The sequence below is a fragment of the Candidatus Delongbacteria bacterium genome, from assembly GCA_020634015.1.
Lineage (GTDB): Bacteria > CAIWAD01 > CAIWAD01 > CAIWAD01 > CAIWAD01 > JACKCN01.
The window spans coordinates 55908-81422 of sequence record JACKCN010000006.1 but is presented as its reverse complement, the minus strand read 5'-3'; the positions used below and the strand labels follow the sequence as shown (position 1 = coordinate 81422).

21 protein-coding genes and 4 tRNA genes are annotated in these 25515 nt (G+C 64.5%); 9 read left to right on the top strand and 16 right to left on the bottom strand.

Annotated elements, in window-relative coordinates; all coding sequences use genetic code 11:
* Nucleotides 1-25 precede the first annotated feature (25 nt).
* On the bottom strand, nt 26-421 hold the full coding sequence (locus tag H6678_11900; GenBank protein MCB9474503.1) for a hypothetical protein: 396 nt from the start codon (nt 419-421) through the stop codon (nt 26-28).
* 370 nt (nt 422-791) lie between these two features.
* Here H6678_11900 and mprF point away from each other — a divergent pair, with 370 nt between their 5' ends.
* Nucleotides 792-3392, top strand: a complete 2601-nt coding sequence (gene mprF, locus H6678_11895) for a bifunctional lysylphosphatidylglycerol flippase/synthetase MprF (GenBank protein ID MCB9474502.1) — start codon at nt 792-794, stop codon at nt 3390-3392.
* Nucleotides 3393-3431: 39 nt separating this feature from the next.
* Here mprF and H6678_11890 read toward each other — a convergent pair whose 3' ends face one another.
* On the bottom strand, nt 3432-4082 hold the full coding sequence (locus H6678_11890) for a DUF480 domain-containing protein (GenBank protein MCB9474501.1): 651 nt from the start codon (nt 4080-4082) through the stop codon (nt 3432-3434).
* A 127-nt stretch (nt 4083-4209) separates the two neighbouring features.
* Here H6678_11890 and H6678_11885 point away from each other — a divergent pair, with 127 nt between their 5' ends.
* Both H6678_11885 and H6678_11880 read left to right on the top strand, forming a co-directional pair.
* A complete protein-coding gene (locus tag H6678_11885) occupies nt 4210-4614 on the top strand; it encodes a PepSY domain-containing protein (GenBank protein ID MCB9474500.1) in 405 nt (134 codons plus the stop codon).
* A gap of 25 nt (nt 4615-4639) precedes the next feature.
* Nucleotides 4640-5131 carry a hypothetical protein gene (locus H6678_11880; protein ID MCB9474499.1) on the top strand — a complete coding sequence of 164 codons (492 nt, stop codon included), beginning with the start codon at nt 4640-4642 and terminating at the stop codon, nt 5129-5131.
* Between the two features lie 150 nt (nt 5132-5281).
* Here the strand turns inward: H6678_11880 and H6678_11875 are convergent, their stop codons facing one another.
* The 5 genes from H6678_11875 to hydG all read right to left on the bottom strand — a co-directional run bounded on the left by H6678_11875 (nt 5282) and on the right by hydG (nt 11623).
* Nucleotides 5282-6658: a tryptophanase gene (locus tag H6678_11875; GenBank protein MCB9474498.1), complete on the bottom strand. Its 1377-nt coding sequence runs from the start codon at nt 6656-6658 to the stop codon at nt 5282-5284.
* A gap of 25 nt (nt 6659-6683) precedes the next feature.
* Nucleotides 6684-7394, bottom strand: coding sequence for a cytidylate kinase-like family protein (locus H6678_11870; protein MCB9474497.1), 711 nt, complete (start codon nt 7392-7394; stop codon nt 6684-6686).
* A 161-nt stretch (nt 7395-7555) separates the two neighbouring features.
* Entirely contained in the window at nt 7556-8776 is a 1221-nt protein-coding gene (gene hydF / locus H6678_11865) for a [FeFe] hydrogenase H-cluster maturation GTPase HydF (GenBank protein MCB9474496.1), read from the bottom strand.
* Nucleotides 8773-10194, bottom strand: coding sequence for an aspartate ammonia-lyase (locus H6678_11860; protein MCB9474495.1), 1422 nt, complete (start codon nt 10192-10194; stop codon nt 8773-8775). Before H6678_11860 ends, hydF begins: the two co-directional genes overlap by 4 nt.
* Nucleotides 10195-10204: 10 nt before the next feature.
* Nucleotides 10205-11623 (bottom strand): [FeFe] hydrogenase H-cluster radical SAM maturase HydG, encoded by a 1419-nt coding sequence (hydG, locus tag H6678_11855; GenBank protein ID MCB9474494.1) that lies wholly within the window; start codon nt 11621-11623, stop codon nt 10205-10207.
* Nucleotides 11624-11886: 263 nt separating this feature from the next.
* Here hydG and H6678_11850 point away from each other — a divergent pair, with 263 nt between their 5' ends.
* Both H6678_11850 and H6678_11845 read left to right on the top strand, forming a co-directional pair.
* Nucleotides 11887-12411 (top strand): ferritin family protein, encoded by a 525-nt coding sequence (locus H6678_11850; GenBank protein ID MCB9474493.1) that lies wholly within the window; start codon nt 11887-11889, stop codon nt 12409-12411.
* Between the two features lie 443 nt (nt 12412-12854).
* On the top strand, nt 12855-13751 hold the full coding sequence (locus H6678_11845; GenBank protein ID MCB9474492.1) for a hypothetical protein: 897 nt from the start codon (nt 12855-12857) through the stop codon (nt 13749-13751).
* A gap of 425 nt (nt 13752-14176) precedes the next feature.
* Here the strand turns inward: H6678_11845 and H6678_11840 are convergent.
* The 9 genes from H6678_11840 to rlmB form a co-directional block, all read right to left on the bottom strand.
* A tRNA-Glu gene (locus tag H6678_11840) sits at nt 14177-14248 on the bottom strand.
* Nucleotides 14249-14265: 17 nt separating this feature from the next.
* Nucleotides 14266-14341: transfer RNA gene (locus H6678_11835), tRNA-His, on the bottom strand.
* 11 nt (nt 14342-14352) lie between these two features.
* A tRNA-Arg gene (locus tag H6678_11830) sits at nt 14353-14426 on the bottom strand.
* Between the two features lie 34 nt (nt 14427-14460).
* Nucleotides 14461-14534: transfer RNA gene (locus tag H6678_11825), tRNA-Pro, on the bottom strand.
* A 128-nt stretch (nt 14535-14662) separates the two neighbouring features.
* Entirely contained in the window at nt 14663-14947 is a 285-nt protein-coding gene (locus H6678_11820; GenBank protein ID MCB9474491.1) for an HU family DNA-binding protein, read from the bottom strand.
* 180 nt (nt 14948-15127) lie between these two features.
* Nucleotides 15128-15376 (bottom strand): hypothetical protein, encoded by a 249-nt coding sequence (locus tag H6678_11815; protein MCB9474490.1) that lies wholly within the window; start codon nt 15374-15376, stop codon nt 15128-15130.
* 184 nt (nt 15377-15560) lie between these two features.
* A complete protein-coding gene (locus tag H6678_11810; protein ID MCB9474489.1) occupies nt 15561-16211 on the bottom strand; it encodes a hypothetical protein in 651 nt (216 codons plus the stop codon).
* Nucleotides 16212-16281: 70 nt separating this feature from the next.
* Nucleotides 16282-17184 carry a nucleoside triphosphate pyrophosphohydrolase gene (mazG, locus tag H6678_11805; protein ID MCB9474488.1) on the bottom strand — a complete coding sequence of 301 codons (903 nt, stop codon included), beginning with the start codon at nt 17182-17184 and terminating at the stop codon, nt 16282-16284.
* On the bottom strand, nt 17177-17971 hold the full coding sequence (gene rlmB / locus H6678_11800) for a 23S rRNA (guanosine(2251)-2'-O)-methyltransferase RlmB (GenBank protein MCB9474487.1): 795 nt from the start codon (nt 17969-17971) through the stop codon (nt 17177-17179). Before rlmB ends, mazG begins: the two co-directional genes overlap by 8 nt.
* Before the next feature lie 151 nt (nt 17972-18122).
* Here rlmB and acnA point away from each other — a divergent pair, with 151 nt between their 5' ends.
* The 4 genes from acnA to H6678_11780 all read left to right on the top strand — a co-directional run bounded on the left by acnA (nt 18123) and on the right by H6678_11780 (nt 25406).
* Complete coding sequence (gene acnA, locus H6678_11795; GenBank protein ID MCB9474486.1) at nt 18123-20819, top strand: aconitate hydratase AcnA; 2697 nt, start codon at nt 18123-18125, stop codon at nt 20817-20819.
* A 222-nt stretch (nt 20820-21041) separates the two neighbouring features.
* On the top strand, nt 21042-21806 hold the full coding sequence (locus tag H6678_11790) for a FecR domain-containing protein (GenBank protein ID MCB9474485.1): 765 nt from the start codon (nt 21042-21044) through the stop codon (nt 21804-21806).
* A complete protein-coding gene (locus tag H6678_11785; protein MCB9474484.1) occupies nt 21799-23928 on the top strand; it encodes an adenylate/guanylate cyclase domain-containing protein in 2130 nt (709 codons plus the stop codon). Before H6678_11790 ends, H6678_11785 begins: the two co-directional genes overlap by 8 nt.
* Nucleotides 23929-24002: 74 nt before the next feature.
* A complete protein-coding gene (locus tag H6678_11780) occupies nt 24003-25406 on the top strand; it encodes an MFS transporter (GenBank protein ID MCB9474483.1) in 1404 nt (467 codons plus the stop codon).
* The last annotated feature ends 109 nt before the right edge of the window (nt 25407-25515 follow it).

Below are 25515 nucleotides of genomic sequence, written 5' to 3'. Positions count from 1 at the left end.
ACGAACGGCCGGGTTGCCCCGGATTCTACTGAGGAAAATTGCGCGGGTAGTCCAGGGTGCCACCACTGGTCGTGCGCACGAACTCCACGAACTCAACCGGCAGGCTTTCGCGCTCCTGGACGGTGCGGGCGGCGTCGGCGCAGTACCAGGATTCCTGGTTGTTGCCGCGGTTGGCGAACAGCTCGGACGCTTGCTTGAAGTGCCCGATGGCCACGTCGTAGGTGCCCAGGCAGACCAGCACATTGGCCCAGCACTTCAGGATCGCGGCGGCGTTGTCCATCTGGTGCTTCTCGGACTCGTAGAGTGCCTTGCAGCGATTCTGCACATCCTCATACCTGCCTTCGCGCTGCATGCTCAGCAGGGATTCGAGCTGAAGCGTCACGGATGGCGACGGACCGTTCGGGCCGGTTGTTCCTTCCATCAAGGTCTCCTTCCATTGACAGGATGGTCCCCGACGCTGCCTGACCTCAGGCCCGGGGCATCCGCGTTGTGTATTGGATCGGCTGTGGGTGTCCGCCTCGCGGCGGTCAGGCGTGCAAGCGTGAACCGGTGCCTGCCCGGCAAGTCCTCGCTGGGCAGCGGGACGGAATATAACGTGGATGTGCCCGGATTGCGAAGGACATGAGCCGGGCAGGAAACCGCGCGTGGTCCAGGGTGGACTTGCATGCGGCGCGTGCCATTGCTCACTTGGTGCAGGGAACCGGGGCCGGGCACTGCGACCTAGCGGACTCTGCGTAACCAGAACCGATCCGGTCGAGTACCGCGTGACGCACAAGCAGGAGAGGGCAGGCGTGAATCAGGACCAGTCCGAGCCCCGGCGGGCGACACCAGGACCGCTGATGGCCTTCATGGCGATTCTGCGGAGTGCCGGTCCACCCCTTCTGGCCCTCTTGCTCTTCCTGCTTGCCGCCGGCGTCCTCCATCGCACACTGCAGGGTTTGCACTACCGCGATCTGCACACCGCACTCACCCGGATCCCAGCCCGTGCCCTCTGGCTCGCCCTGCTGCTGACGGCCCTCAATTACCTCGTGCTGTCCGGCAATGACCTGCTGGGCACCCGCTGGCTGGGTCTGCGCGTGCGCCGCTGGCGCGTGATGCTGGCCTCGCTGGTTGCCTATTCGATCAGCAACAATGTGGGCTTCGCCCTGCTTTCGGGCACTTCCGTGAGACACCGCTTCTTCTCGCGCTGGGGCCTGGGAGCCGGAAACCTGGCCTGGCTGGTGGCCTTCAACTCCGCGGGATACTGGCTGGGATTGCTGAGTCTGGGAAGCATCAGTCTGCTGTTCCACTCCTCCCTTCAGCTCGAAGAAGGCCTGGGCCAATTGAGCGCTCGTCTTCTGGGGCTGCTGATGCTGGCACTCGTGGGAGCCTACCTGGCGGTCAACGCAACTCGCCGCGAAGAGCTGGTGATCGGTTCCTTTCGCGTGCGCCTTCCGGGGCTGCCGCGAGCTTTGGCTCAACTGGCGCTCTCCTCGACGGACTGGCTGCTGGCGGCGTCGGTGCTGGCCGCGTTGCTTCCCGCGGGGGGGCCGCCATTCACGACGGTTCTGGGAGCCTTTCTGGCCGCGCAGTTCCTTGGTGTGGCCAGCAATGTGCCGGGAGGGCTGGGCGTCTTCGAAGGCAGCCTGCTGGCCCTGCTGGGGTCGCAGGTGCCCAGCGAAAGCCTGCTGGCCTCGCTGCTGCTCTACCGGCTGGTGTATTACGCCTTGCCTCTGGCCACCGCATTGCTGGTGCTGCTGAGCGACGAATTGCGCCAGCACCGGTCCCGTCTGGCGGTTCTGGGGCGCTCGCTCGGGCAGACCTCCGCCTTGCTGGCCCCCCGGGTGCTGGCCGTGTTCTGCTTTGCCGCCGGGCTCATTCTGCTGCTTTCGGGAGCCACCCCAGCCGAGCATTCGCGCCTGTTGGCGATGTCCAGGCTGCTGCCGGAAGAGCTGCTGGATCTGTCACACTTTCTGGCAAGCATCCTGGGTGTGGGACTTCTTCTGCTGGCCCAGGCCGTCTCCAGGCGGCTGCGCAGTGCCTATTTCCTGGCGATCGCGCTGTTGGCGGCCGGGATTGTGATGTCCCTGCTCAAGGCGGGCGACTGGGAAGAGGCTGTGTTGCTGGGACTGATGCTGGCGGCCTTCATCCCAAGCCGGGCCTTCTTCGACCGCAGGGCGGACATCGCGGAAACCCGCTTCACCCGGGCCTGGATCCTGGCCATCGGCGGCGCGCTGCTGAGTTCGCTCTGGCTGGGGGCCTTCGCCTACCGGCACGTGGAGTACAGTGACACGCTCTGGTGGAAGGTCGCCCTGGACCAGGACGCGCCCCGATTCCTGCGCGCCAGCGTGGGAGCCGCCGTGACCCTGCTGGGATTCGCGAGCTGGAGATTGCTGCGCCCCCTCAAGCGCGTCATCCGCCTGCCGGACGACGCGGAGCTGGACCGCGCGCGCGCCGTGATCCAGACTCAGTCGGGCACACAGGGCTGGCTGGCGCTGGTGCGCGACAAGGCTCTGCTCTTCAGCCCCAATCAGGATGCCTTCGTGATGTATGGCGTGCACGGCCGAACCTGGGCCGCACTGGGCGATCCGGTCGGCCCACTGGAATCGGCTCCCGCTCTGGTCCGGGCCTTCGTGGAGCAGGTCCATGACTGGGGCGGACGCCCTGTGTTCTACCAGGTCCAGGGCTCCCGACTCTCGCATTACGCGGACCTGGGCATGGCGCTGGTGAAACTGGGGGACGAAGCCCGTGTGCCGCTGGAGGGTTTTACCCTGCAGGGTGGACGCTACCGTGAGTTGCGTACGGTGCTGAACCGCTGCGAACGCCTGGGCATTGGATTCCGCGTGATTCCTGAGTCGGAAGTCGCTGAGGCGCTGGATGCCCTGGAGAGCGTGTCCTCACAATGGTTGACGCGGAAATCGGCAAGCGAAAAGGGCTTTTCGCTGGGGTGTTTCAGTCGGGACTACCTCACCCGCCTGCCGGTGGCCGTCCTGGAGCAGGAGGGCCGGATCCTGGCCTTCAGCAATCTTCTTCCGGGCGCGGATCACGAAGAAATGTCCGTGGATCTGATGCGCTTTGCCGACGATGCCCCCAATGGACTGATGGACGCCCTGTTCGCCCACCTGATGCTCTGGAGCCAGGCCCGGGGATACCGGGTCTTCAATCTGGGAATGGCCCCACTCTCGGGGCTGGAACCCTCGCCCTTCTCGAAACTGTGGTCGCCCGCGGGACGTTTCGTCTACCGGCACGGCGACGCCTTCTACAATTTCGAAGGCCTGCGGGCCTACAAGCAGAAGTTCCACCCGGAGTGGGAAGCCCGCTATCTGGCCTACCCGGGCGGACTGGCCCTGCCCTTGGTGCTCACGGACATCGCGGCCCTGTCCGCTGGCGGCCTGACCCGGATCTTCCACTGACCGTGTGCGGGCCTTCCGGGTCCCGTCGGCTTGCTCCCGCTACTCGAACTGCACTTTGAATCGGGCGAACTCGTCACGCAGCGCAGCCAATTGCTGCTGCAGATCCTGCACGTGCGAGCGCAGCTCGTCCAGCTCCTCGGTCCAGGGCGCCCCCAGCGCGGGAGCCGGCGGGTCGCTGGCTCCAGCCTCCTCCACCATTCCACCCAGCAGCTGGCACCAGCGGCGTTCGGACTTGCCGGGCAGACGATCCATCTGATGCACGAAGGGTATGTCCCGATTGGCCAGCGAGTCCAGCAGCGCGTGCACCTCGTCCAGACTGCCCAATTCGGCCATGCGCGAGGAACGCGAGCGCAGTTCACCGGGAGTCTGGGGGCCACGCAGAAGCAATTCGGCCAGCAGGGCCTGCTCGCGCGGATTGAGTGCATTGCGCTCGCAGAAGGTCTCCATGTACTTGCCGGAGCGCTGGCCCGCTCCGCTGACCGCGCTCACCAGCTGGCGGGCGCGCAGGGATGCGAGCCCCTGCTCCACCTGGGTGGCATCCAGCTCCAGAACGGGATCCCGGTTCGACTTCTGGTTGCAGGCCGCCTGCAGACTGTTGGCGGTCAGCGGGTAGTACTCGGGTGTGGAAAGACGCTTCTCGATGAGAGCTCCGAGAATGCGCATTTCAACCGACTGAAGTGGAGTGCTCATGCTGTTCCTTTCCTGGGGATTCTGCGGGAAGCTGTCTGCCGTTTGATGCAGATCATGCCATCACGGCACCTCGAACCTGACATTCGCCCCGTTGCACGGCACCGTGACCACCAGCTGACGGAATCCAATGAAGACGTGGCGCAAGGTACATCTGTACAGTTTTGGCTACTACAAGGCGATCAGCCTCTTCATCAGCGTGCTGATGCTGGTGATTTCGCTGACGGGCATCCTGTACAACCATCACCACGACCTGAAATTCCTCAACTCGCTGCGCGTCCCGACCAGCATCCTGCCCGACGGCTACCAGGATCGTCTGGACCGTACCCGCGAGAATCAGGGGCTGGGGGATCTGTTTCCCGAAGAGGCGCACAGCGTGCCCGTGATGTGGCTGGTGATCGATCTGCACAACGGAAGTTTCTTCGGGGAACCCTGGGGGCGCTTCTTCTACGACGCCATCGCGCTTGCCCTGTGTGTGCTCTCGCTCACGGGGATCGTGCTCTATTTCAAGATCCGCAGGAAACACCGGTTCTGAACCGTCACAGTCGAAGGAGTGAAAGATGAAACTGTTCCGCAATGGCCTGGCCCTGCTGCTGGCCCTGTTCTGCGCCACCAGTGTGTGGGCGAGCGAGACACCGCAGACCAGCGAGTACACGCTGTCCCAGCTGACCCAGGAATTCAACAGCCTGGAAAAGCAGGAAATCACCCTGGTGGGTACCGTGATCAGCACCTGCAAGAGCGGCTGCAAGCTCTGGCTGGCCAACGGCACCTACCATGAAGGCGATCCCTACATCCTGGTGCGCGCCAAGGATGATGCCTTCAAGTTTGACACCAAGGCCGACGGCACCGTGGCCCTCAAGGGCTTCGCGGTGGGCCAGTGGATCGACGGCTGCGCCGACAGGGCCAAGACCGGCGAAGAGGCCAAGGAAGAGCACGCCGCCGACGGGAAGACCTGCGCGGGACCCGCCGTGACCCAGACCGCCGCCGCCGAAGGCACCAAGACCCTGGGCGAGATCACCTTCTTCGCCACGGGTGTCGAGTACCGCAAGTAAGCGTCGCTTGCACGCACGAAACGTCAGCGCCGGTGCCCTGCACCGGCGCTGTTCTTTTGTGCTCCGCCCGGCCCGGCATGCCTCTTGCCCCCCCGATGGCAAACGCCGGTGCAGGCACCGGCGTCTGGATGTTTCCTGGGTGAGCGCGGTTCAGGAGATCGGTTCGAACTCCGCGGTGAAGTGCGGCAGTACCGCGGGGCGGGTCACGAAACGCAGACCGGAAATCTGCTTGCGCATGGCATGCAGCTCGGTGATGCCTTCGATCACGAAATCCATGTGGCTCTGGGTGTACACGCGTCGCGGAATCGCCAGCCGCACCAGGTCCATCGCGGGCCAGCGCAGGGCCGGGTCCGGATCGTGAGGGTGACCGAACATCACGTTGCCGATCTCGCAGGCCCGCACGCCCGCATGCACATACAGCGCCACACTCAGCGCCCAGCCGGGCAGCTGCTCGTTGCGCAGATGATCGCAGAATCGGCGGCCATCCAGATAGATCGCGTGTCCGCCGAAGGGCTTCAGCAGAGGCACGCCCGCCGCATCCAGATGCCAGCCCACATAGGCCGTGCTCTTGATGCGATACTCGAGATAATCCGGGTCCAGAATCTCCTCCAGCCCGATTGCCAGCGCGTCCAGGTCGCGCCCGGCCAACCCGCCGTAGGTGGGAAATCCTTCGGTGAGAATCAGCAGATTGCGCACCCGGCCCGCCAGCTCCTCGTCGTTGAGAGTCAACACGCCACCGATGTTGCCGAAGGCGTCCTTCTTCATGCTCATCATGGCCCCGTCGGAGAGCGAGAACAGCTCGCGCGCGATCTCGCGCGGACTGCGCTCCGCCTGCCCCGGTTCCCGCTGCTTGATGAACCAAGCGTTCTCGGCGAAACGTGCCGCGTCGATCAGCAAGGGCACTCCGGCCGCCAGACACAGTTCGCGCGCGGCACGCACATTGGCCAGACTGACCGGCTGGCCTCCGCCACTGTTGTTGGTGATGGTGATCAGCACGAAGGGTATCCGCGCTGCTCCGTAACGGCCCAGTGTCTCACGCAGGCGATCCAGATCGATGTTGCCCTTGAAGGGATGCTCGCTGCCCATCTCGCGGGCTTCGGGGATCGGCATGTCCAGCGCCTGGGCCCCCGTGAACTCGATGTTGGCTCGCGTGGTGTCGAAGTGCGTGTTGCCGGGTACCACGGAATCGGGTCCGAGGCAGGCCTGGCAGAGCAGCTTCTCCGCCGCGCGTCCCTGATGGGTTGGAATCACGTGTGCGTGTCCGAAGATGCCCTTGACCGCGCTCTCGAAACGGAAGAAGCTGCGTGCGCCCGCGTAGGATTCGTCGCCGCGCATGATCCCGGCCCATTGCTCCGTGCTCATCGCACCGGTGCCCGAATCGGTCAGCAGATCGATCTGCACCTGGTCGGCATGCAGACGGAATGGATTGTATCCGGCTTCCCGGATCCAGACCTCCCGCTCGCTGGGCGTACTCAGGCGAATGGGCTCGACCGATTTGATGCGGAAGGGTTCGAACACGGTTTTCATGCGGGCTCCAGTTTGCGCGTGGATCTCAGTCGGCCAGCAGCCCGCGGCTGCGGCAAAGGGACAGGAGAAGCGTGATCATCTCCTCCAGACTGACCCGGGCGTTGTTGAGCACCAGGTCGCTGTCGGAGAGGTCCAGGTCGGTGCGGTCAAAGTAGTGCTCCAGGTACTGGCGCCGCTCCTTGTCGCGTCGGCGGGTCAGGGCGTGTGCCAGTGTCGGATCGAGGTGATGGCTTTCCTGGACCTGGCGGACACGCCAGTCGAAGGGGGCCACCACCCGCAGATGCAGGGCGCCGGGCAGGTCGCGGGTCACCAGGTGCGCGCCCCGTCCCACGAGAATGCAGTTGCCGGCCTCGGCCAGACGCCGGATCGCCATTGACCAGCGCCGGAAGAGGAACAGATCTTCCGGACGCACCCCGAAGGTCGTGTACAGGTAGGCCTCGATCTGGGGGCGTTCATGCATGGCGTCTTCGAACAGGCGCCGTGTCAGTTCCGGGTCCCCCTCCATGGCCTCGAAGACCTTGCGGTCGTACACGGCCCATTGGGCGCTCTCGGGCCGGCCTTCGTTGAATGCTTCCTGAAGGCCCAGTCCCAGACGGATTCCCGCACAACCGAACTCGCGGGAAATGGTGATGAAACGGGCATTCTGCACTCCCTGCGCGCGCAGGGAATCCTGCAGTTCCAGCAGGCGGGCCTGGCGACGGACCAGGGCTTCCAGGTTCAGATCCTTGTGATGCATGGGAATCCTCCCTTCGGGCCGAAGTTCCATCGGGCCGCGGCGGGTGACTTGGCATCCGTCGGATGGGGGCCTGACAGATGGCCGAAGGTCGGGCTGCGCCCCCGTACGTGGGTTGATCCGGGTCATGGCGCGCGGCGGCTTGACGCCGCGTCCGGGGCCTCTCAGACGGGGGGCAGCAGGTCGGCCACTTCGGGAAATGGGGCCAGCGCGCGGGGAAAGATGCCCAGCGACCAGGCGATGGCCACACCGAAGTTGGTGATCGGCACGCCCTGCTGGCGGCAGAGAGCCACGCGGGAGAGCAGTTCGCTGCGGCCGAAACTGCAGGCTCCGCAATGCACCACCAGACTGAATCCATCCAGCTGCGCCGGAAAGTCGTGGCCCCGGACGTGGGTGAACTCCAGCTCGCCTCCCACCACGGTGCGCAACCAGCGGGGCAGTTTCACCCGGGCGATATCCTCGCCCCCGGGATGGTGCGCGCAGGCCTCGGCCATCAGCACGCGGTTGCCCGGGCGCAGCCCCCCGATGGCGTGCGCTCCCTGAACGAACGAGCGCAGGTCACCCTTTTCCCGGGCGAACAGGATCGAGAAACTGGTGAGCGGCACATCCTCGGGCGTGTCGGCAGCCACCTTCAGAAAGGCCTGCGAATCGGTGATCACCAGCGCGGGGGGCGTGCTCAATCCCGCCAGTGCGGGACGCAGCTCCCGCTCCCGCACGAGCATCGCCAGCGAGCCCTGGTCCAGCAGCTGGCGCAGAATCTGGACCTGAGGCTGGATCAGGCGCCCGGCGGGAGCTTCTTCATCAATGGGGGCCACCAGCAGGGCCAGCCTGCCGGGCGGCACCAGATCCTGCAGGCTGACACCCCGGGGGCGCCGTGGCAGCAGCGTCTCTGTCACTGCCAGGCGCAACGCATCCAGCCCCTCGCCGCTGTGCGCCGAACACACGATGCAGCTCAGGCCCGCTTCTCGAAGGCTTAGCAACACGCCAGGATCGGGCTGAGCCCGGTCAGACTGACTGAACAGCACCAGCAGCGGCAGCTCGAGACGACGCAGCTCCTCCAGCAGATCCTTCTCGGGCTGCTCCCAGCATCCGGCAGGCGCCAGCAGGAGCGCCAGGTCCAGCCGGGGCAGTATCTGGCGCGTGCGCCGCACTCGTTCGCCGCCCAGTTCGCCCGTGTCGTCCAGACCGGCGGTGTCAATCAACTGCACGGGTCCCAGCGGTCGCCATTCCATGGCCTTGATCACGGGATCGGTGGTGGTGCCCGGCTGCTCGTTGACCAGCGAGCACTCGCGCCCCGCGAGGGCATTCAACAGGGCCGACTTGCCCGCGTTTCGCCGTCCCAGCAGTCCGATGCGCAGGCGCAGGCCCGCAGGTGTGGACCTCATTGGACTCTCCTCCCCTCTGGCCCGGCGTCCAGCCATCCCAGCCGGGTGACGGCTTCCTCGCCCAGCAGGTCGTCCCAATCCTGTTCGCTCATCCCGGGCAGGTCCAGGAAACACTGCTTCAGACTGCCACCCTGTTCCTGCCAGAGCTGCCCCAGACGCATGGCGCCGTCGTGTCCCAACCGGGGAATCAGGGCCGTGAGTGTCGCCGTGGAGCCTTCCAGCCCCCGGGCACAGGCACCCGGATCACATTCCAGCCCGCGCAGCACGCGTGCGTCCAGCGCGGAGCACGACCAGTCCAGCAGCTCAATGCTTTCCAGCAGTGCGTCGGCAATCAGGGGCAGAAAGGGATTCAGTTCCAGGGATCCCAGGGCGGCGGCTCCGCAGATCCGCTGGTGGTTGGCCTGCACGGTCAGACTGCGCTGGATCACGGCCTCGGGAATCACCGGGTTGATCTTGCGCGGCATCAACGACGAGCCTTCCTGCAACGCGGGAAGCCAGAGCTCGGCCAGACCGGATTCCCGGCGTGCCGAGAGCACACGCAGGTCGCCGGCGACTTTCTGCAGGGTGGTGGCACACGCACAGAGCAGACCGGAGACCTCGACGAAACTGTCGACGTTCTGGGTCGCCTCCAACAGGTTCTCGGCCCGGCAGAGCCCCAGGCCGGTCAGCCGATTCAGTTCTGCGGCCACCGCGAAGATGTATTCACGTGGCGCGCCAGCCCCCGTGCCGATGGCGGTGCCGCCCAGATTGATCACGCGCAGCCGCTCCGCCGCGTTCTGCAGACGCCAGCGATCCCGGCCCAGCGCTTCGCCCCACGCGCCGATGCCCTTGCCAAGACTCAGGGGCACGGCGTCCTGGAACTGGGTACGCCCCATGCGGACCACGCCCGCGAAACGATGCTCGCACTGGCTGATTGAGTCACAAAGACGACCGAGTGTCTGTTCCAGAGCCTGCAGCTTCCAGAGCGCGGCCAGACGCACGGCCGTGGGAAAGGTGTCGTTCGTGCTCTGGTGCCGGTTGAAGTCCTCGCTCGGATGAATCGTGTCGTAGCTGCCCGCGGGCAGGCCCAGGATCTGGAGGGCCCGATTGGCCAGCACTTCGCAGACCGCCAGATTGGTGCTGGTGCCCGCTCCGCCCTGAAGCGCATCCAGGGGCAGCTGGTCCAGGTGGCGCCCGGCGGACAGCTCCTCACAGGCCTGTTCCATCGCGGAAATCTGCTGGTCGGGCCAGGGTGTCAATCGATGGTTGACGCGCAGACAGGCCTGCTTGACCCGTGCGAAAGCCTTCAGCAGGGCCGGATTCAGGGCTCTCCCGGAGGGGCCGAAGTTCTCCAGCGCCCGGATTCCGTGAATGCCCAGCAGGGACTCGGCGGGAATCTGGCGACTGCCCAGACTGTCCTCTTCGGTCCTCGTCTTCATGGTGCAGTCCTCAGAAGTAGAGGTCGCGTTCGGGCGTGCTGCGAATCCGCCCAAGACGTTCCACCAGAACCGCTTTCTGCCCGCTCTCGGGCAGCTTGTCCAGTTCCCGTTCGATCAGGCGCAGACCCGTTTGCCGCGTGGGTTCGCTGGCGTGATCCATCAGGTATTCGCAGAGCGTGAGCAAGGCATTGGGTGTGCAGAAACGCTCGATGAAGCCGGGAATCGCGAATTCCATGAACTGCTCGCCCGTGCGCCCCACCCGATAGCAGGCCGTGCAGAAACTGGGGATGTGTCCCTGCTCCAGCAGACCGGCAATCACCTGGTCCAGTTCGCGATGATCTCCCAGGGCGAACTGTTCGCGCTCCAGATTCTCGGCGTCGGCAGCCTCGGTGTACCCGCCCAGTTCCAGACGGGTGCCCGCGTCGATCTGTGAGACACCGAAATCCATCAGCTCGTTGCGGATCTCTTCGGTTTCGCGCGCGGTCAGGATCATGCCCGCATAGGGCACGGACAGTCGCAGAATGGCCACCAGACGCTTGAAATCATGGTCGCTGACCTGCCATGGCCAGACCTGGGTGACATGCGAAGCCGGCTGGAGGCGAGGAAAACTGATGGTGTGCGGCCCCACACCATAGCGGGCGAAGAGCTCGCGGCTGTGATTCACCAGTCCCAGCACTTCGAAGCGCCAGTCGTACAGTCCGAACAGCGCGCCGATGCCCATGTCGTCACAGCCGGCTTCGAAGGCCCGGTTGAGGCCGTCCAGTCTCCAGAGATAATCGCCCTTGAGTGTATGCGGCGGGTGCACGCGGGAGTAGGTCGCGTGGTGATAGGTCTCCTGGAAGATCTGGTAGGTTCCAATGCCTGCCTCGTGCACCAGACGGAAGCCGGCAGCGTCCAGCGGAGCGGCGTTGATGTTGACCCGGCGGATCTGGTCGGCACCGTTGCGGATCGCATAGACCTCGCGAACCGTACGCGCGATCATTCCAGCATCATAGTCGGGGTGTTCGCCGAAAACCAGAATCAGTCTCTTGTGCCCCTGCTGTTCGAGAGCCTGGACCTGTTTCACCAGATCCGCGGAGTCCAGAGTCACGCGCAGGGCATCGGTGTTGCTGCGCCGGAATCCACAGTAACTGCAGTCATTCACACAGCGATTGCCGACGTAGAGCGGCGCGAACAGCACGATCCGGTCACCGTAGACGCGGTGCTTCAATTGGCGTGCGGCCGCCAGAATCTCCTCGACACGCTCTGGATCGGTGGTGCGCAGCAGGACCGCGGTCTCTTCCGGCTCCAGTGCCTGAAGCGCGAGGCTGCGGTCAAGCACGTCTCTGAACTGCGCGGGCGACGGCTCCCCCGTTTGATTCAGCAGTGCCTGAAGACGGGAATCGTCCACGAAATCTCTGGCACCTTTGGACAGCACACGCGCTTTCATGGGACCTCCGATGATCTGTCGATTTTCCTGTTAAATTATTGACATTTCATTCCGGAGTCTTGTTTCAGATCAAGTGCGCAGCAAACCTTTGGCAAGACTTGCCATTCCTGTCTTGCCAAACACTCTCCGCTGCCTGACGCGCGTCATGACGCTGTTTGACACAGAACAAGCCTCTGACTGTTCCGCTGGCATACCTTGCGGCATCATTTCGGACCAAACATCGTCAGCCACATCTCATCGGTCTGGCGCGAGCAGGAGGCGACATGGCCATCAAGGAACTGGACTTCAAGTCCATCGAAGACGTCTTCAAGTACGCCATCATGGTCGAGAATCGTGGATACGAATTCTACACCAACGCGGCCGAGCGCATGACCAACGAGACGGCGAAGATGTTCTTCAACGAGTTCGCCGAGGAAGAGCGCGAGCACAAGCGCATTCTGGCGGAACTGTACAAGAGCTGGCGCCGTGAGGGCAACTGGAATGAGAGTCTGCTGAAGGAGGAACGCACTCCCGGATTCGACATTCACGATCCGATCATCGGACAGGCGATCCGCAAGGGTCTGGCCAGTTCCAGTTTCGACACGACGGCCGTGGACATCGCGATCGTGCTCGAGAAGGAGGCCAGCGCGTTCTACAAGGAAGCCGCCACCAAGGTGGAAGACGCGGAGCTCAAGAAAATCCTCAACTGGCTTTCCACCTGGGAAGACGACCACTACCGATACATGGTCGAACTGAATGACAGTCTGCGCGAGGATTACTGGCACGACAATGGATTCTGGCCCTTCTGATCACGTGTCCCGTACCCCCGGGATCTGATCGTTGCACAATACACCCCCTGCCCCGGCCGGGGGTGTTCTCTGTCGCCTCCACCGCAGCCCTGAAGACTCTCCCTGAAAACCAGGCATGACACGATCGGATCTGACGGCCGACAGGAGCGCAAGCGCCGGGTCAACTCCGGAGCGTTGAGCCTCTGCGCCAACCACGTGATCCATGGCAGGCGGTCCGATCCCACATCCCGTCGCGGCCCTCGCTCCACATTCCGATCCCTGGCGCCCCGCCGAAACTCGGTGACCAGCAGAACCACGCTCACCTCCGGTCCTCCGAGGAGCTCTCCCATGAGGCCAGCGATGGGAGTTCTCCGCCACCGCCCATTCGCAAAAATTTGTTGTCACCCTGTTGACAACAGAATCTGATTCTGTTATCCTGCGCCCTGACAACAAAAGAGAGGCCGATGTCCGACACGGATATAACACTTGCCCTGACTCGCCTGGGCATCAAGGAAAACGAAGCCCGCTTCTATCTGGAGCTGGTCAAGCGGCCGGAGTTGACCGCGGGTGAACTGCATCGCCTGACGGGTGTCAATCGGCCCAGGACCTACGCCATCCTGACGGAAATGCTGGGCCGGGGCTTGGTGCGCGAGCGCCTGGCGGAAAAGCACCGCCACTACTCGGCGATTCCTCCCCTGCAGCTGCTCGAGCGCGCCGAGAAGGAGCTGGAGCAGCAGAAGAAGTCCGCGCGGGAGACCTACGGGGTTCTCGAGGAACTCTTCAGTCAGGGCCGCGACGAGGAGCATGGCGCCGACCGGGTCCAGGTCCTGCACAACAAGGAGCAGATCAATCGCAGCTTCCTGCGTCTGATCCGCGAGGCCCGCGAAGAGATCCTCTGTTTCAACCGTACTCCCTACTCGGCAGGCGATCCCGGCTTCCACGAGGAGCAACAGAAAACCAGCGAATCCTGTGTGGCGCGCGGTGTGCGTTTTCGCACGCTCAACATGATGGAGCCGGATCAATTGCCCTGGCTCTATCCCGGAATCCGCCAGATGCTCGCGATGGGCATCCGGGACATCCGGGTGGTCGACGACCTGCCGGTGAAGATGTTCGTGTTCGACCGGCGCCGGGTGATGCTGGCGCTGCCCGTGGTGCCCGGACAACCATCGGGGGATTTCTCGATGGTCGTGCTGGAAGACCCCGGTTTCGCCACCGCATGCATCATGCTTTTCGAGAGTGTCTGGGCCCGGGCCCTTGGGCTGGAAGAGTGGGAGCGTCAGTCCGGATTCGTGATTCCAAGAGAGAACGGCAAGGAACCGGGTGCGGTCACCCACATCAATCTCTCGCGCTCGCGCGTCTGAGCGCGGGACTGTGTTCGCTGAACATCATCCTGGAACTGGCGGTTTCATGTTGCGGGACTGAAACTGTCCAGGATCGCGGAAGCTTCTGAGGAAGGGAGAGCCGAGGTAGCTTCAGTGCATTCCCCCCCGTCGACGGCAGTTGGCGGGGGGTTCCGCTCTCAGGGAAGTGCCTGAAAGCAGAAGCTCCCTGCTGAAGGGAGAGCGCAGGGAGCTTCAGTGCATTCCTTCCCGAAGCCAGGGGCCTGGGGAAGTTCCGCGTCTTGTGGCCTGAGTTGCAGGACAGGCGAATATACGACCTGAAATCAAAAGTGCCCCCTGCGGAGGCAGAAAGGCTTGCTCCTCCACTGCAGAGGGTGCCCGGTACCCAGGACCAGCCTGTCCATGGGCACCGGCACAAAAGATCAACGGCGCCGAAGCGCCGTTGATGACCCCAAGGGGAATCGAACCCCTGTTGCAAGAATGAAAATCTTGAGTCCTAACCGCTAGACGATGGGGCCGTCTCGAGAATGCACAAGGGTGGAAGATGGGACTTGAACCCACGACCTCCTGGGCCACAACCAGGCGCTCTAACCGACTGAGCTACATCCACCAGGATTTCAACCGCGCCCGGAAGGACTCGAACCTTCAACCTACGGCTTAGAAGGCCGTTGCTCTATCCGGTTGAGCTACGGGCGCATGACGCAGGGTGTGCGCGACGTCGTGCCCGTGATCGGGGCGATAGGATTTGAACCTACGACCTCCTGCTCCCAAAGCAGGCGCGCTACCGGGCTGCGCAACGCCCCGTTGATGCCGAATCGAAGAGCAGCGAATATAAAGGCGGATCGCAAGAGTTGCAACGCCCAGCCCCCGGGAGCGTGCACAAAAAAGGGTGTCCCGTGAAGGACACCCCATGATGAGCCTGCGGGGAAGGATCAGACACCTTCCTTGAAAGCCTTGCCGGGACGGAACTTGACCGTCTTGGAGGCTTTGATCTTGATCTTCTCGCCCGTGCGGGGGTTGAAGCCGTTGCGGGCTTTGCGCTTCTGGGTGTCAAAGCTTCCGAACCCGACCAACCGTACACCGATCTTGGTGTTCTTCTTGATGCCTTCCAGCACCGCCTCGACCGCGTTCTTCGCGTCGGTCTTGGTCAGCTCGGTCTTCTTGGCAACAAAGTCGATCAGGTCACCCTTGTTGAATGGCCCTTTGGCTTCAGCCATGGTGATCACCTCCGGAATGAGTGAATACGGGGCATTTCGACACCACCTGGTGTCAATCGGCCCCAATATAGACGACCGTGCGAGCCCTTTGCAAGCGAAAAATCAGGAAAAAACGCTCGTCACACGCCCGGAAGCCGCTGTGGAGGGGCCTCTCCAGCGTGAAACACCACGGAAGTGGCTTCAGAGGGACGCTTCTTCCATCAGGTCGCGACGATCCGTGCCGCTGCGGCGGTCATCCGGACCACGCCGGCGTTCCGCGCCGGAGCGCACCCGTTCCAGACTTTCACGGTCGACCAGATCCCACTTTCCGTCCTTGAGCACCCCGACCTTGCCCACGAAGTTGCCGTTGCCCGAGACCACCTCTCCAGCGGTCAGCCGGAAACGTTTGTCAAGGGATTCGCATTCAATGACAACCTTGTAAGAATACATGGCCCCTCCAGGTGTAGTTCAGATTTCCATTCCGCCGCTGCGGAACAAGGTGGACACGAGTTCTGAAGTGCGGCATCCATGGGTCGAGCCGTGTGAGACGCGCTCGGGGATCATCCCGTCTGGACGCCTGTTCACAATACGACCGCAAACGCAGCTATTCAAGCACAAACAGCAGCTTGGAGCGTCAGTCCAGGCCGGAGAAAGTCGGTTGGAAGAGTCCGTACACACCCGCGGGCAGGAAACCATGGCGGTTCCAGAACTCGCGTGTGGTGGTCGACTCCTGAGCCAACAGCCAGCAATCGCGCTGCCTGGGCGCCGCTGCGGTCACAAGACGACCGGCGCACCCTTTGTGCCGGTCCGCCGGCTGAACCCGCAGGGCTTCCAGCAGGCAGCCATGGTCGCCGCTGAAGGCTTCCAGCATCCAGGCCCGGCACGAGTCCGGAGTCCACAGCGAATGCCACACACCGACAGCCGTCATCAGCTCCGCCAGTTCCTGCCCGTAATGCAGCAGAGCGGCTTCGGGAGCTTCAAAGCTGGTTCTGACAGAACCGGCAGTAAGCAGCTTATCGTCGGTGCTTGCAGGAATCTTCAGTTGGGTTGAGTTCGCTGGACGAAAAAAAGCCCGCCAGGGTTTCCCGGGCGCGGGAATCCAGCCGGCGGACTCGAGAGCCTGTTCCGGGATGCGTGTTGCAAGCAGTTGGCGGCACCCACAGCCCAACAGTTCGCGGGCAAGTTCGCTGAGATCCGCGGGCGCTTCGCCCGTCAGATGGGCCAGACCGCCCCAGCAGAGAGCCTGGGCCCCTCGCCACTCCCGCAACTGCAGGCCATGTCGCACGGGACTCCGGTCGCTCCGGGCATTGAGCCAGTCCCGTTTCAGCAGGAAGATCGGGTCGCCCGATCGGGGCTCAGCCTGCCGACGAGTCGTGTGCGTCTCCATTGCCACCTGAACGTTCCAGTGCCTTCGCCTCGTCCCAGTGACGATCCATGGTGGCCAGGTCGCTCGAGGCGGCATCCAGGCCGCTCTCGCGCAGACGGCGCTCCACATGCTGGAAGCGCCGTGTGACCTTGTCGTTGGTCAGACGCAGGGAATCTTCAGGGTGGATGTCCAGAAAGCGCGCCAGATTGACCACGGAAAAGAGAAAGTCCCCGAATTCCCCACGGGCCTCGGCCAGCCGTCCCTGGTCCAGGGCTTCCAGCAACTCGCCCGTTTCCTCCTGGAGCTTGGCTCGCGCCCCGGAGGCATCGGCCCAGTCGAAGCCCACGCCCGCCATCTTTTCCTGGATGCGCTGCGCGCGCAGCAAGCCGGGCAGGGTGCGCGGCACCCCATCGAGGACCGAGCGCTCCTGGCCTTTGTGCCCCTTCTCGCGCAACTTGATCGCCTCCCAGTTGCGTTCGACCTCGGCACTGGTGCTCAGCTCAAGATCCCCGAAGACATGGGGGTGCCGGCGGACCAGCTTTTCAGCGATGTGATCCATGGGATCCGCGCTGTCGAACTCCCCATTCTCTTCCGAGATCTCGGCCTGGAAGAGCACATGCAGCAGCAGGTCGCCCAGTTCCTCGCGAAGTTCCCGCGGGTCTCCCGAATCAATGGCCGCCATCACCTCGTGGCACTCTTCCAGCATGTAGGGCTTCAGGCTCTCGTGGGTCTGCTCCCGGTCCCACGGGCAGCCCTGCGGGGCACGCAGCAGCTTGAGAATCGTCATCAGGCGGGCACAGGCCCCGGCCGCGCGGGTGACCTGGGCCTGCTCTTCGGAAGACAGCCGCGCGAATCGTGCGGCGTGTCCATCCGGACTGGCGAACTCAGACATGGGGCCCCTCCTCCCCGATGGCTTCCGTTTCAGCCATGAAATGATAGATCACGATGCCCGCCGCCACCGACACGTTCAGGCTGTCCACACGGCCTCGCATGGGAATCCGGACCAGGCTGTCCAGTCTCTCCTGCACCCGATGGGCCAGGCCGCGACCTTCTCCGCCCAGGACCAGACAGACCGGCAAGCTGGCCGGTGTCTGATTCAGAAAGGGGCCGGCGTGGCTGTCCAGTCCGATCCGGTTGAACCCCAGAGGCGCCAGACGATCCAGGAACCAGGCCGCATCGGGCACGCGCACCAGAGTCTGCCAGGCCAGGGCACCGGCGGAGACCCGGAAGACGGCCGCGCTCAGTGGCGCCACTCCGCGTTCGGGAAGAATCACCGCGTGTACGCCCGCCGAGTGCGCCGTGCGCAGGATCGCGCCCAGATTGTGGGGATCCTGCACTCCATCGAGCAGCACCAGGCAGAGCTGGTCCAGCTGTCCGCCGGATTCCTGATGACGGGAAAGGAATTCATCCCAGCTCAGCGGGCTGGGAAGCTCGAGGCGCAGCGCCATGCCGCGATGCTCGGGACTTTTCAGCAGGCGGTCCATGCCGCCTTCGTCCAGTTCGCGCACCGGAATGTGGCGCACCTGGGCCATCCGGCGGGCCTTCTCGGGTTGAGCGCCGGCCAGACCCTTGCGCAACAGCAGTTCCTCGGCTCGCAGTCCGGCCTGCAATGCTTCCAGCACAGGATTGCGCCCCGTGATCCAGATGCTTTCCCGGACAATTTTCGTCTCGTCGTTCATGAATCCTTTCCCGGCAGTGGCCGTGTGGGGGCGAACCCGGGGTCGGGGCAGCGCAAGGTCGATGCGCGCACTGCCGATCCACAGGCCAGCCGGCTTGCATTATATTGAAGCCCACTGAAACCAACACCGCCACCATACCTGTGGGGATCTCATGCAGAAATTGAACACCCTTGGCGCCCGGGACACCTTCGAAACTGGCTCCGGCCCTGCCTACATCTACCGACTGGACGCCCTCGAGCGTGCCGGCATGGGCCAGGTCAGCCGCCTGCCCTACTCCATCCGCATCCTGCTGGAAAGCGTGCTGCGCAACTGCGATGGCTACGTGATCCGCGAGGAGGACGTGCGGCGTCTGGCCGGCTGGAATCCCGCCCGGCCCGAGGCGGCCGAGATTCCCTACCGCCCGGCCCGTGTGATCCTGCAGGACTTCACCGGCGTGCCCTGCGTGGTCGACCTGGCCGCCATGCGCAGCGCCATGCAGCGCATGGGCGGCGATCCGAATCGCATCAACCCGATCGTGCCCGTGGACCTGGTGATTGACCACAGCATCCAGGTCGATCACTTCGGCAACGCGGGCGCCCTGGCCGCCAACACGACCATCGAGTTCGAACGCAATCTCGAACGCTACAGCTTTCTGCGCTGGGGCCAGCAGGCCTTCGCCAACTTCCAGGTCGTGCCGCCCGCCGTGGGCATCGTACACCAGGTGAACCTCGAGTATCTGGCCAAGGGCGTGCTCGAGCGCCCCGAGAGCGGCGGCACGGTGATCTTCCCCGACAGTTGCGTGGGCACCGACAGTCACACGACCATGATCAATGGTCTGGGCATCGCGGGCTGGGGCGTGGGTGGCATCGAAGCCGAAGCGGTGATGCTGGGGCAGCCGATCTACATGCTGATCCCCGAAGTGGTGGGCTTCCGCTTCACGGGCATCCCGCGCGAAGGTGTCACGGCCACGGACATCACCCTCTGGGCCGTCCAGATGCTGCGGCGCAAAGGTGTGGTCGGCAAGTTCGTCGAGTACTTCGGCGACGGTCTGGATCACCTGAGCCTGCCCGACCGCGCCACTCTGGCCAACATGGCCCCCGAATACGGGGCCACCATGGGCTTCTTCCCCATGGATGCCGGCACCCTGCGCTACCTGCGCCAGTCGGGCCGCGAGGAAAAACTGGTGCAGTGTGTCGAACGCTACATGAAGGAGCAGAACCTGTTCCGCATGGAAGGCAGCATCGACCCCGTGTACACCGACACCCTCGAACTGGATCTGTCCAGCGTGGAACCCAGCCTGGCAGGGCCCAAGCGGCCCCAGGACCGGGTCAGCCTGCATCATGTGGCACAGGAGTTCCGCAAGAGTCTCTCGGCACCCGCGGGCACCCAGGGTTTCGGCCTGGACGGTGCGCGCCTGGAAGCCCGGGCCGCCGTGTCCGGCGGCAAGGATCTGACACACGGCGACGTGGTGCTGGCCGCGATCACCAGTTGCACCAACACCTCCAACCCGGGTGTGCTGCTGGCCGCGGGCCTGCTGGCCAAGAAGGCCGTCGAGGCCGGGCTCAAGGTCTCGTCCCATGTCAAGACCAGCCTGGCTCCGGGCAGCCGCGTGGTGACCGACTATCTGGGCAAGACCGGCCTGCTGCCCTACCTGGAAAAGCTGGGATTCAATGTGGTCGGTTATGGCTGTACCACATGCATCGGCAACTCGGGCCCTCTGCCCGACGCCATTGAAAGCGCACTGGCGGGCAGCGATGTGGTGGTGGCCGGCGTGCTCTCGGGCAACCGCAACTTCGAGGGCCGGATCCACGCCCGGATCAAGGCCAACTATCTGGCCAGTCCTCCGCTGGTGGTCGCCTACGCCCTGGCGGGCAGCGTGTCCCTGGATCTGGCAACCGAGCCTCTGGGCATCGGCAGCGATGGGCGCGGAGTGTTTCTCAAGGACATCTGGCCCAGCAACAAGGAAATCGACGAGCTGCTGGGACAGGCGATGGACCCCGAGACCTACCGCCGGATCTACTCGGGCGTGGGCGCATCCAACGCCGACTGGAACGCGATTCCGGTCAGCGGCGGAGACCTGTACGACTGGAACCCGGACTCGACCTACATCCAGGAGCCGGATTTCTTTGACATGCCGCGTGAGACATCCCCGATCGGCTCGATCGAGAATGCGCGCACCCTGGCCTGGCTGGGCGACAGCGTGACCACCGATCACATCAGCCCTGCGGGCGCGATTCCCGAGGAAATGCCCGCCGGTCGTTTCCTCAAGGCCGCCGGTGTCACGAAGAAGGACTTCAACAGCTTTGGCGCTCGCCGCGGCAACGACCGCGTGATGACCCGCGGCACCTTCGGCAACATTCGCCTGCGCAACCTGCTGGCCCCGGGCACCGAAGGCGGTTGGACCAGACACTTCCCCGACGGCGAGGTGATTCCGATCTATGACGCCAGCCTGAAGTACAAGGAGAGCGGCACTCCCCTGGTGATCTTCGCCGGCAAGGAGTACGGCACGGGCAGCAGCCGCGACTGGGCCGCCAAGGGCACCTTCCTGCTTGGGGTGCGCGCCGTGATCGCCGAAAGTTTCGAACGCATCCACCGCAGCAACCTGGTGGGCATGGGCGTGTTGCCCCTGCAGTTCCTCGACGGCCAGAGCATGGCCAGTCTGGGATTCGACGGCACCGAAATCTTCACCATCCCGCTGACCGACCAGCTCAAGGCTGGCCAGAAAGTCACCGTCAAATGGGTCTGTGCCGAAGGCAAGGGCAGTGGAGAGTTCGAGACCCTCTGCCGCATCGATACGCCCGTGGAAGTGGACTACTACCGCAACGGCGGCATCCTCCAGACGGTGCTGCGCAACTTCCTGGCGGAGTGAGCCAGGTCCACTGTCGATTCTGGAACCGGAGTCCGGCCTGGCCGGGCTCCGGTTTCTGCCATTCGGCATCTCCGCGTGCCGGACTGCCGGCAGAGCCCGCAGATCCGGCTTCCAATTCCAGCACTTTCTGCTTAGGTTGGCACGGCACGTCGAGTGCCAGAGCGGCCCGCAGCCGCCGGGGCGCCAACCGGTCGCGACACGTCACAATCCAGGGAATCCATCATGTCCAGGCTGTCCGCTCTGACCGCCCTGCTGCTGTTCGTCCTGCTGGGACTGGGTGTCCTGCCCTCGGCCCTGGCCGCCCCCGATGAGGCGGTCTTCGGACGCCTGAGCTGGTCCGTGGGCGATGTCTACTACCGGGAAAAGGGTCAGAGCGACTGGACTCCGGTGCAGGCCAACATGCCTCTTTCCCGCAACTTCGAACTGCGCACGGGCAAGGAAAGCCGGGCCGAACTTGAAGTGCTGGAAAGTGTCCAGCGCCTGAATGAGATGACCGAAATCAGCCTGGCCGAGCTGGACACCTCCGAGGACGGACTCCTGGAGGGTGTGCTGCAGCTGATCGAAGGCAGCGTCTACACGGTCTGGAAGAATCTCAGCGGTGCCGGTGTGCGGGTCCGCAGTTCCAACGCGGTCATGGCGATTCGCGGCACCACCTTCCGTGCCGAAGCCGGCCAGTCCAGCGATCTCTCGGTCTGGGTCTACGAAGGCCAGGTGGACGTCAATGGCGACCCCGGTTCGGCGGTGCCGCCGCCCGTGATGGCTCCCAGGGCCTCCAACGGTCCTCCCAAGTCCAAGGGCGGTCCCAAGTCCGTGGCGGGTCCCAAGTCGGTGAGCCTGAAGGAGTGGATCCAGATCCGCGAAGGCATGCAGCTTGTGGTACACCCCGATGGCCGGGCCACCCTGCAGACCATCGACCGCGTCAAGGACCGGGAATCGGAGTGGGTCCGCTGGAATGAGGAGCGCGACCTGACCCTCCCCCGTGACTGACAAGGGGCGCTGGACCCATCCTCGCTGGGTGGTGGCGATCGCGGCCACCGCCGTGCTGGCCTGCCTGCTGCTTGACTGGATTCCCCTGAGCTCGCGTCTCTTCAGCAACTGGGAAGCCCCTCTCCAGGACCTGCTCTGGCGCGCCCTGCCTGCCAATCCCCGCCCATCCGACCAGCGGATCCTGATCGTGGACATCGACCAGCGCAGCATCAACCGGCTGGGACGCTACCATTCATGGCCCCGCAAGCGCATGGCGACTCTGCTCCACCAATTGAAGGATGCCGGCGTCCGCACGGTGGTTCTGGACATGCTCTTTGATCCCAGCCCCGAGCCGGAAGCGGACAATCCCCTGGTGAACGCGGCCCGGGAGTGCGGCAACGTGGTGCTGGCCTGCCAGTTCAGCAATGCGGATTCCAGTGCATTCCTCTACCCGATGGATCGCATGCCCGACGAGCTGCGGCAGGATGCGGGCCTCTCCTACGAAGGACCTCGAGACGCACTCTGGACTCTGGACAGGGTGGAATGCGGGATGCCCGAACTGCTGGCGGCGGGTGCGGCCTGGGGCTTCGTCAACGGCACTCCTGACCCGGGAGGCGTGTTCCGGCGCAGCCAGTTGCTGGTTGAATTCGCGGGAGGGGTCTACCCCTCGCTGGCCCTGGCGGCAACCGCCCAGACTCTGGGCTGGCCCGAGCTGGGCATCCGCCGGGACCCGGGACAGCTGACGATGTTCTCGGGGACGGGCGACAGCCTGGCGGTGCAGCTGGACCGGGAAGGCATGCTGGTGCTGAACTACCGCGGCCCTTCGTGGACCTTCCGGCGCGTCTCGTTCTACGATGTGCTGGAAGGGCGACTGGACCCGGAATACCTCAAGGACAAGCTCGTGCTGATCGGTTCTTCGCTGCCGGGCCTGGACCTCAAACCGATCCCGCTTGAAGACTCCTTCCCCGGAGTGGAAATCCAGGCCACCGCCATCTCCAACCTGCTCAACGGGGACCCGGTGAAACACCTGGGCGGCCAGGGGCTGGCCTGGCTGCTGGCTCTGCCAGCGCTGATCTCCGGGGCGGGCTTCGCCCAGAAGCGTCTCTGGGTGGGCAGTCTGGTGCTGGGCATGGTTCTGGCCGCGATCTGGATCCTGGCCCTGCTGGCATTGCGCAGCCAGGGATTGCTGCTGCCGCTGTTGCTGCCTTTGCTGGCTGCCCTGCTGGCCGGTGGCGGAGTGGTGCTGTTCCGGCTGCGCGGCGAAGTGAATGACCGGCACTTCATCACCGACGCATTCTCGCGCTATGTGTCCAGCGACGTGCTCACGGAGCTGCTTGAGCATCCCGACCGTCTCCGGCTGGGCGGCGAGCGCAGCTCCCTGAGCCTGCTGTTCTCCGACATCCGCTCGTTCACCCAGTTGAGCGAAGGCCTGAATCCGTCGGAGCTGGGTGGCCTGCTCAACCGCTATCTCACCGCGATGAGCCATGTGCTGCTGGACCACGGCGGCACTCTGGACAAGTACATCGGCGATGCGGTGGTGGCCATCTTCGGTGCCCCCCTGCCTCTGGAGAATCAGGAGCGCCGGGCCTGCCAGGCGGCCCTGGACATGCAGCTCCGCCTGGTGGAACTGCGGCGTGAGCTGGCGGGAACCGCATTCGCCGATATCGCCATCGGCATCGGCGTGCATACCGGGCCGGTTCTGGTGGGCAACTTCGGGTCGGAACTGCGCTTCTCGTATACCGCCATCGGCGATGCCATGAATCTGGCCAGCCGCCTGGAAGGGCTGACCAAGGCCTACGGCACCGGGATCCTGGTCTCACGCCAGACACTGGATGCCACCGGCGGGGTCTTCGCCTCCAGGCGGCTGGACCGGATCCGTGTGATGGGCAAGCAGGACCCGGTGGAAATCCATGCGCTCTACCTGCCACACCAGTTTCCGGATCTCGCCTGCAGGGACAGTTACCAGCGCGCCTGGGACCTGTACGAACAGGGAGACTTCTCCAGCGCCCTGGCACTGTTCGAACGCCATGTGGAGGATTGGCCGGCTGACGGCCCCGGTGCGACCCTGCGCCAGCGTTGCCGGATTCTGGTGGGCAGTCCGCGCCCCAACTGGGACGGGGCCTGGCAGATGGACCGCAAGTAGGACCGATTCCATCCGACCGTCACACGCTGTACGCCCGGAGTCCTGCCCGCTCGCATTTCCCAGCTGGAGAACCCATGGGTCGGCATGCTGAAGACCCCATCATCGACCGCTCGCTGCAACACTCCGTGAAGGACGGAGTGGCGTATACGGTGCTCAGTGGTGGCACGGAGAGCTGGTTCTCGGCCTGGGCACTGCATTTCCAGGCCGGGGCCTCCCAGATCGGACTGCTGGCCTCGCTGCCTCCCCTGCTCGGCAGCCTGAGCCAGCTGCTGGGGGCCTGGCTGGGGCGACGGGCCGGTCGTCGCCGGGTGATCATACTGACCGGTGCCGGTCTGCAGGCCGCTGCACTGGTCCCGATGGCCCTGCTGCCCCTGCTGCTGCCCGCGCACGCTGTGCCCCTGATCATCCTGAGCGCCGTGATGTACTTCGGGGGCGTGAACATGGCCTCGCCCCAGTGGAGCAGCCTGATGGGCGACCTGGTGCCCGAAGACCGCCGTGGCCGCTATTTCGGCATGCGCACGCGCCTCTGCTCGATCACCGGTTTCAGCGCCCTGGCCATTTCGGGCTTGACCCTGGACCAATTCACCCGCTGGCAGCTGACCACGGTCGGCTTTCTGCTGATCTTCGCCTCGGGGCTCAGCGCGCGGCTGATCTCGATCTGGCATCTCAGCCGCATGCATGACCCGCCCGGCTCGGTGGCCGCGCTTCGTCTGCCTCCCCTGGGGCAGCTCTGGCAGCGGGTCAAGTCCTCGCCTTTCGCGCGATTCTCGCTCTTCTTCTCCGCCATGCAGTTCGGGGTGGGCATCGCCTCGCCCTTCTTCGTGCTGTTCATGCTGCGCGACCTGAGATTCAGCTACCGTACCTTCATGATCGTCAGTGCCGTGTCGGTGTTCGTGCAGTTTCTGACCCTCAACCGCTGGGGTCAGCTCAGCGACTCACTGGGCAACCGCAGGATCCTGCTGGGCACCGGAATCCTGCTGCCGCTGCTGCCCGCGCTCTGGCTTTTTTCTGGTCACCCGATATACCTGATCATGGTCCAGGCTCTCAGCGGCACGGTCTGGGCCGGATACTCGCTGAGCGCGGGCAACTTCGTCTATGATCTGATCCCGCCCGAACGCCGGGTGGTCCTGATGGCCCTGCACGGCATGGCCAGCGGGTTGGCGATGTTTCTGGGGGCTCTGCTGGGCGGGTGGCTGGGGGACTGGCTTCCCGTCTCGATCGGGCTGGCCGGGCTGCACTGGACAGTTGCCAGTCCGCTGGTCTGGTTGTTCCTGATTTCGGGGCTTGTGCGCCTGGCCATCGCCGTGTTGTTGCTGCCCCGCCTGCTGGATTCCAGCGGAATCCCGGATGGGGCGGCCACACCGCTGGTGTGGCGCGTGACACGCATGCTTCCCCAGGCAGGTCTGATATTCGACCTCATCGGGCGGAGACCGCTCGAGAAGGAACCGTCCCGCAGGAAAGGGTCGGTTCGCGATTGAGTCCCGGAGACCCCGGACGCAGAAGCGTCCGTGCCGGCAGAGGCCGGAACCGGGCCGAAGCAAGTTGCAAGGCACGCATTCGCAATTGCTTGCGGGCTCCAGTGGCCCC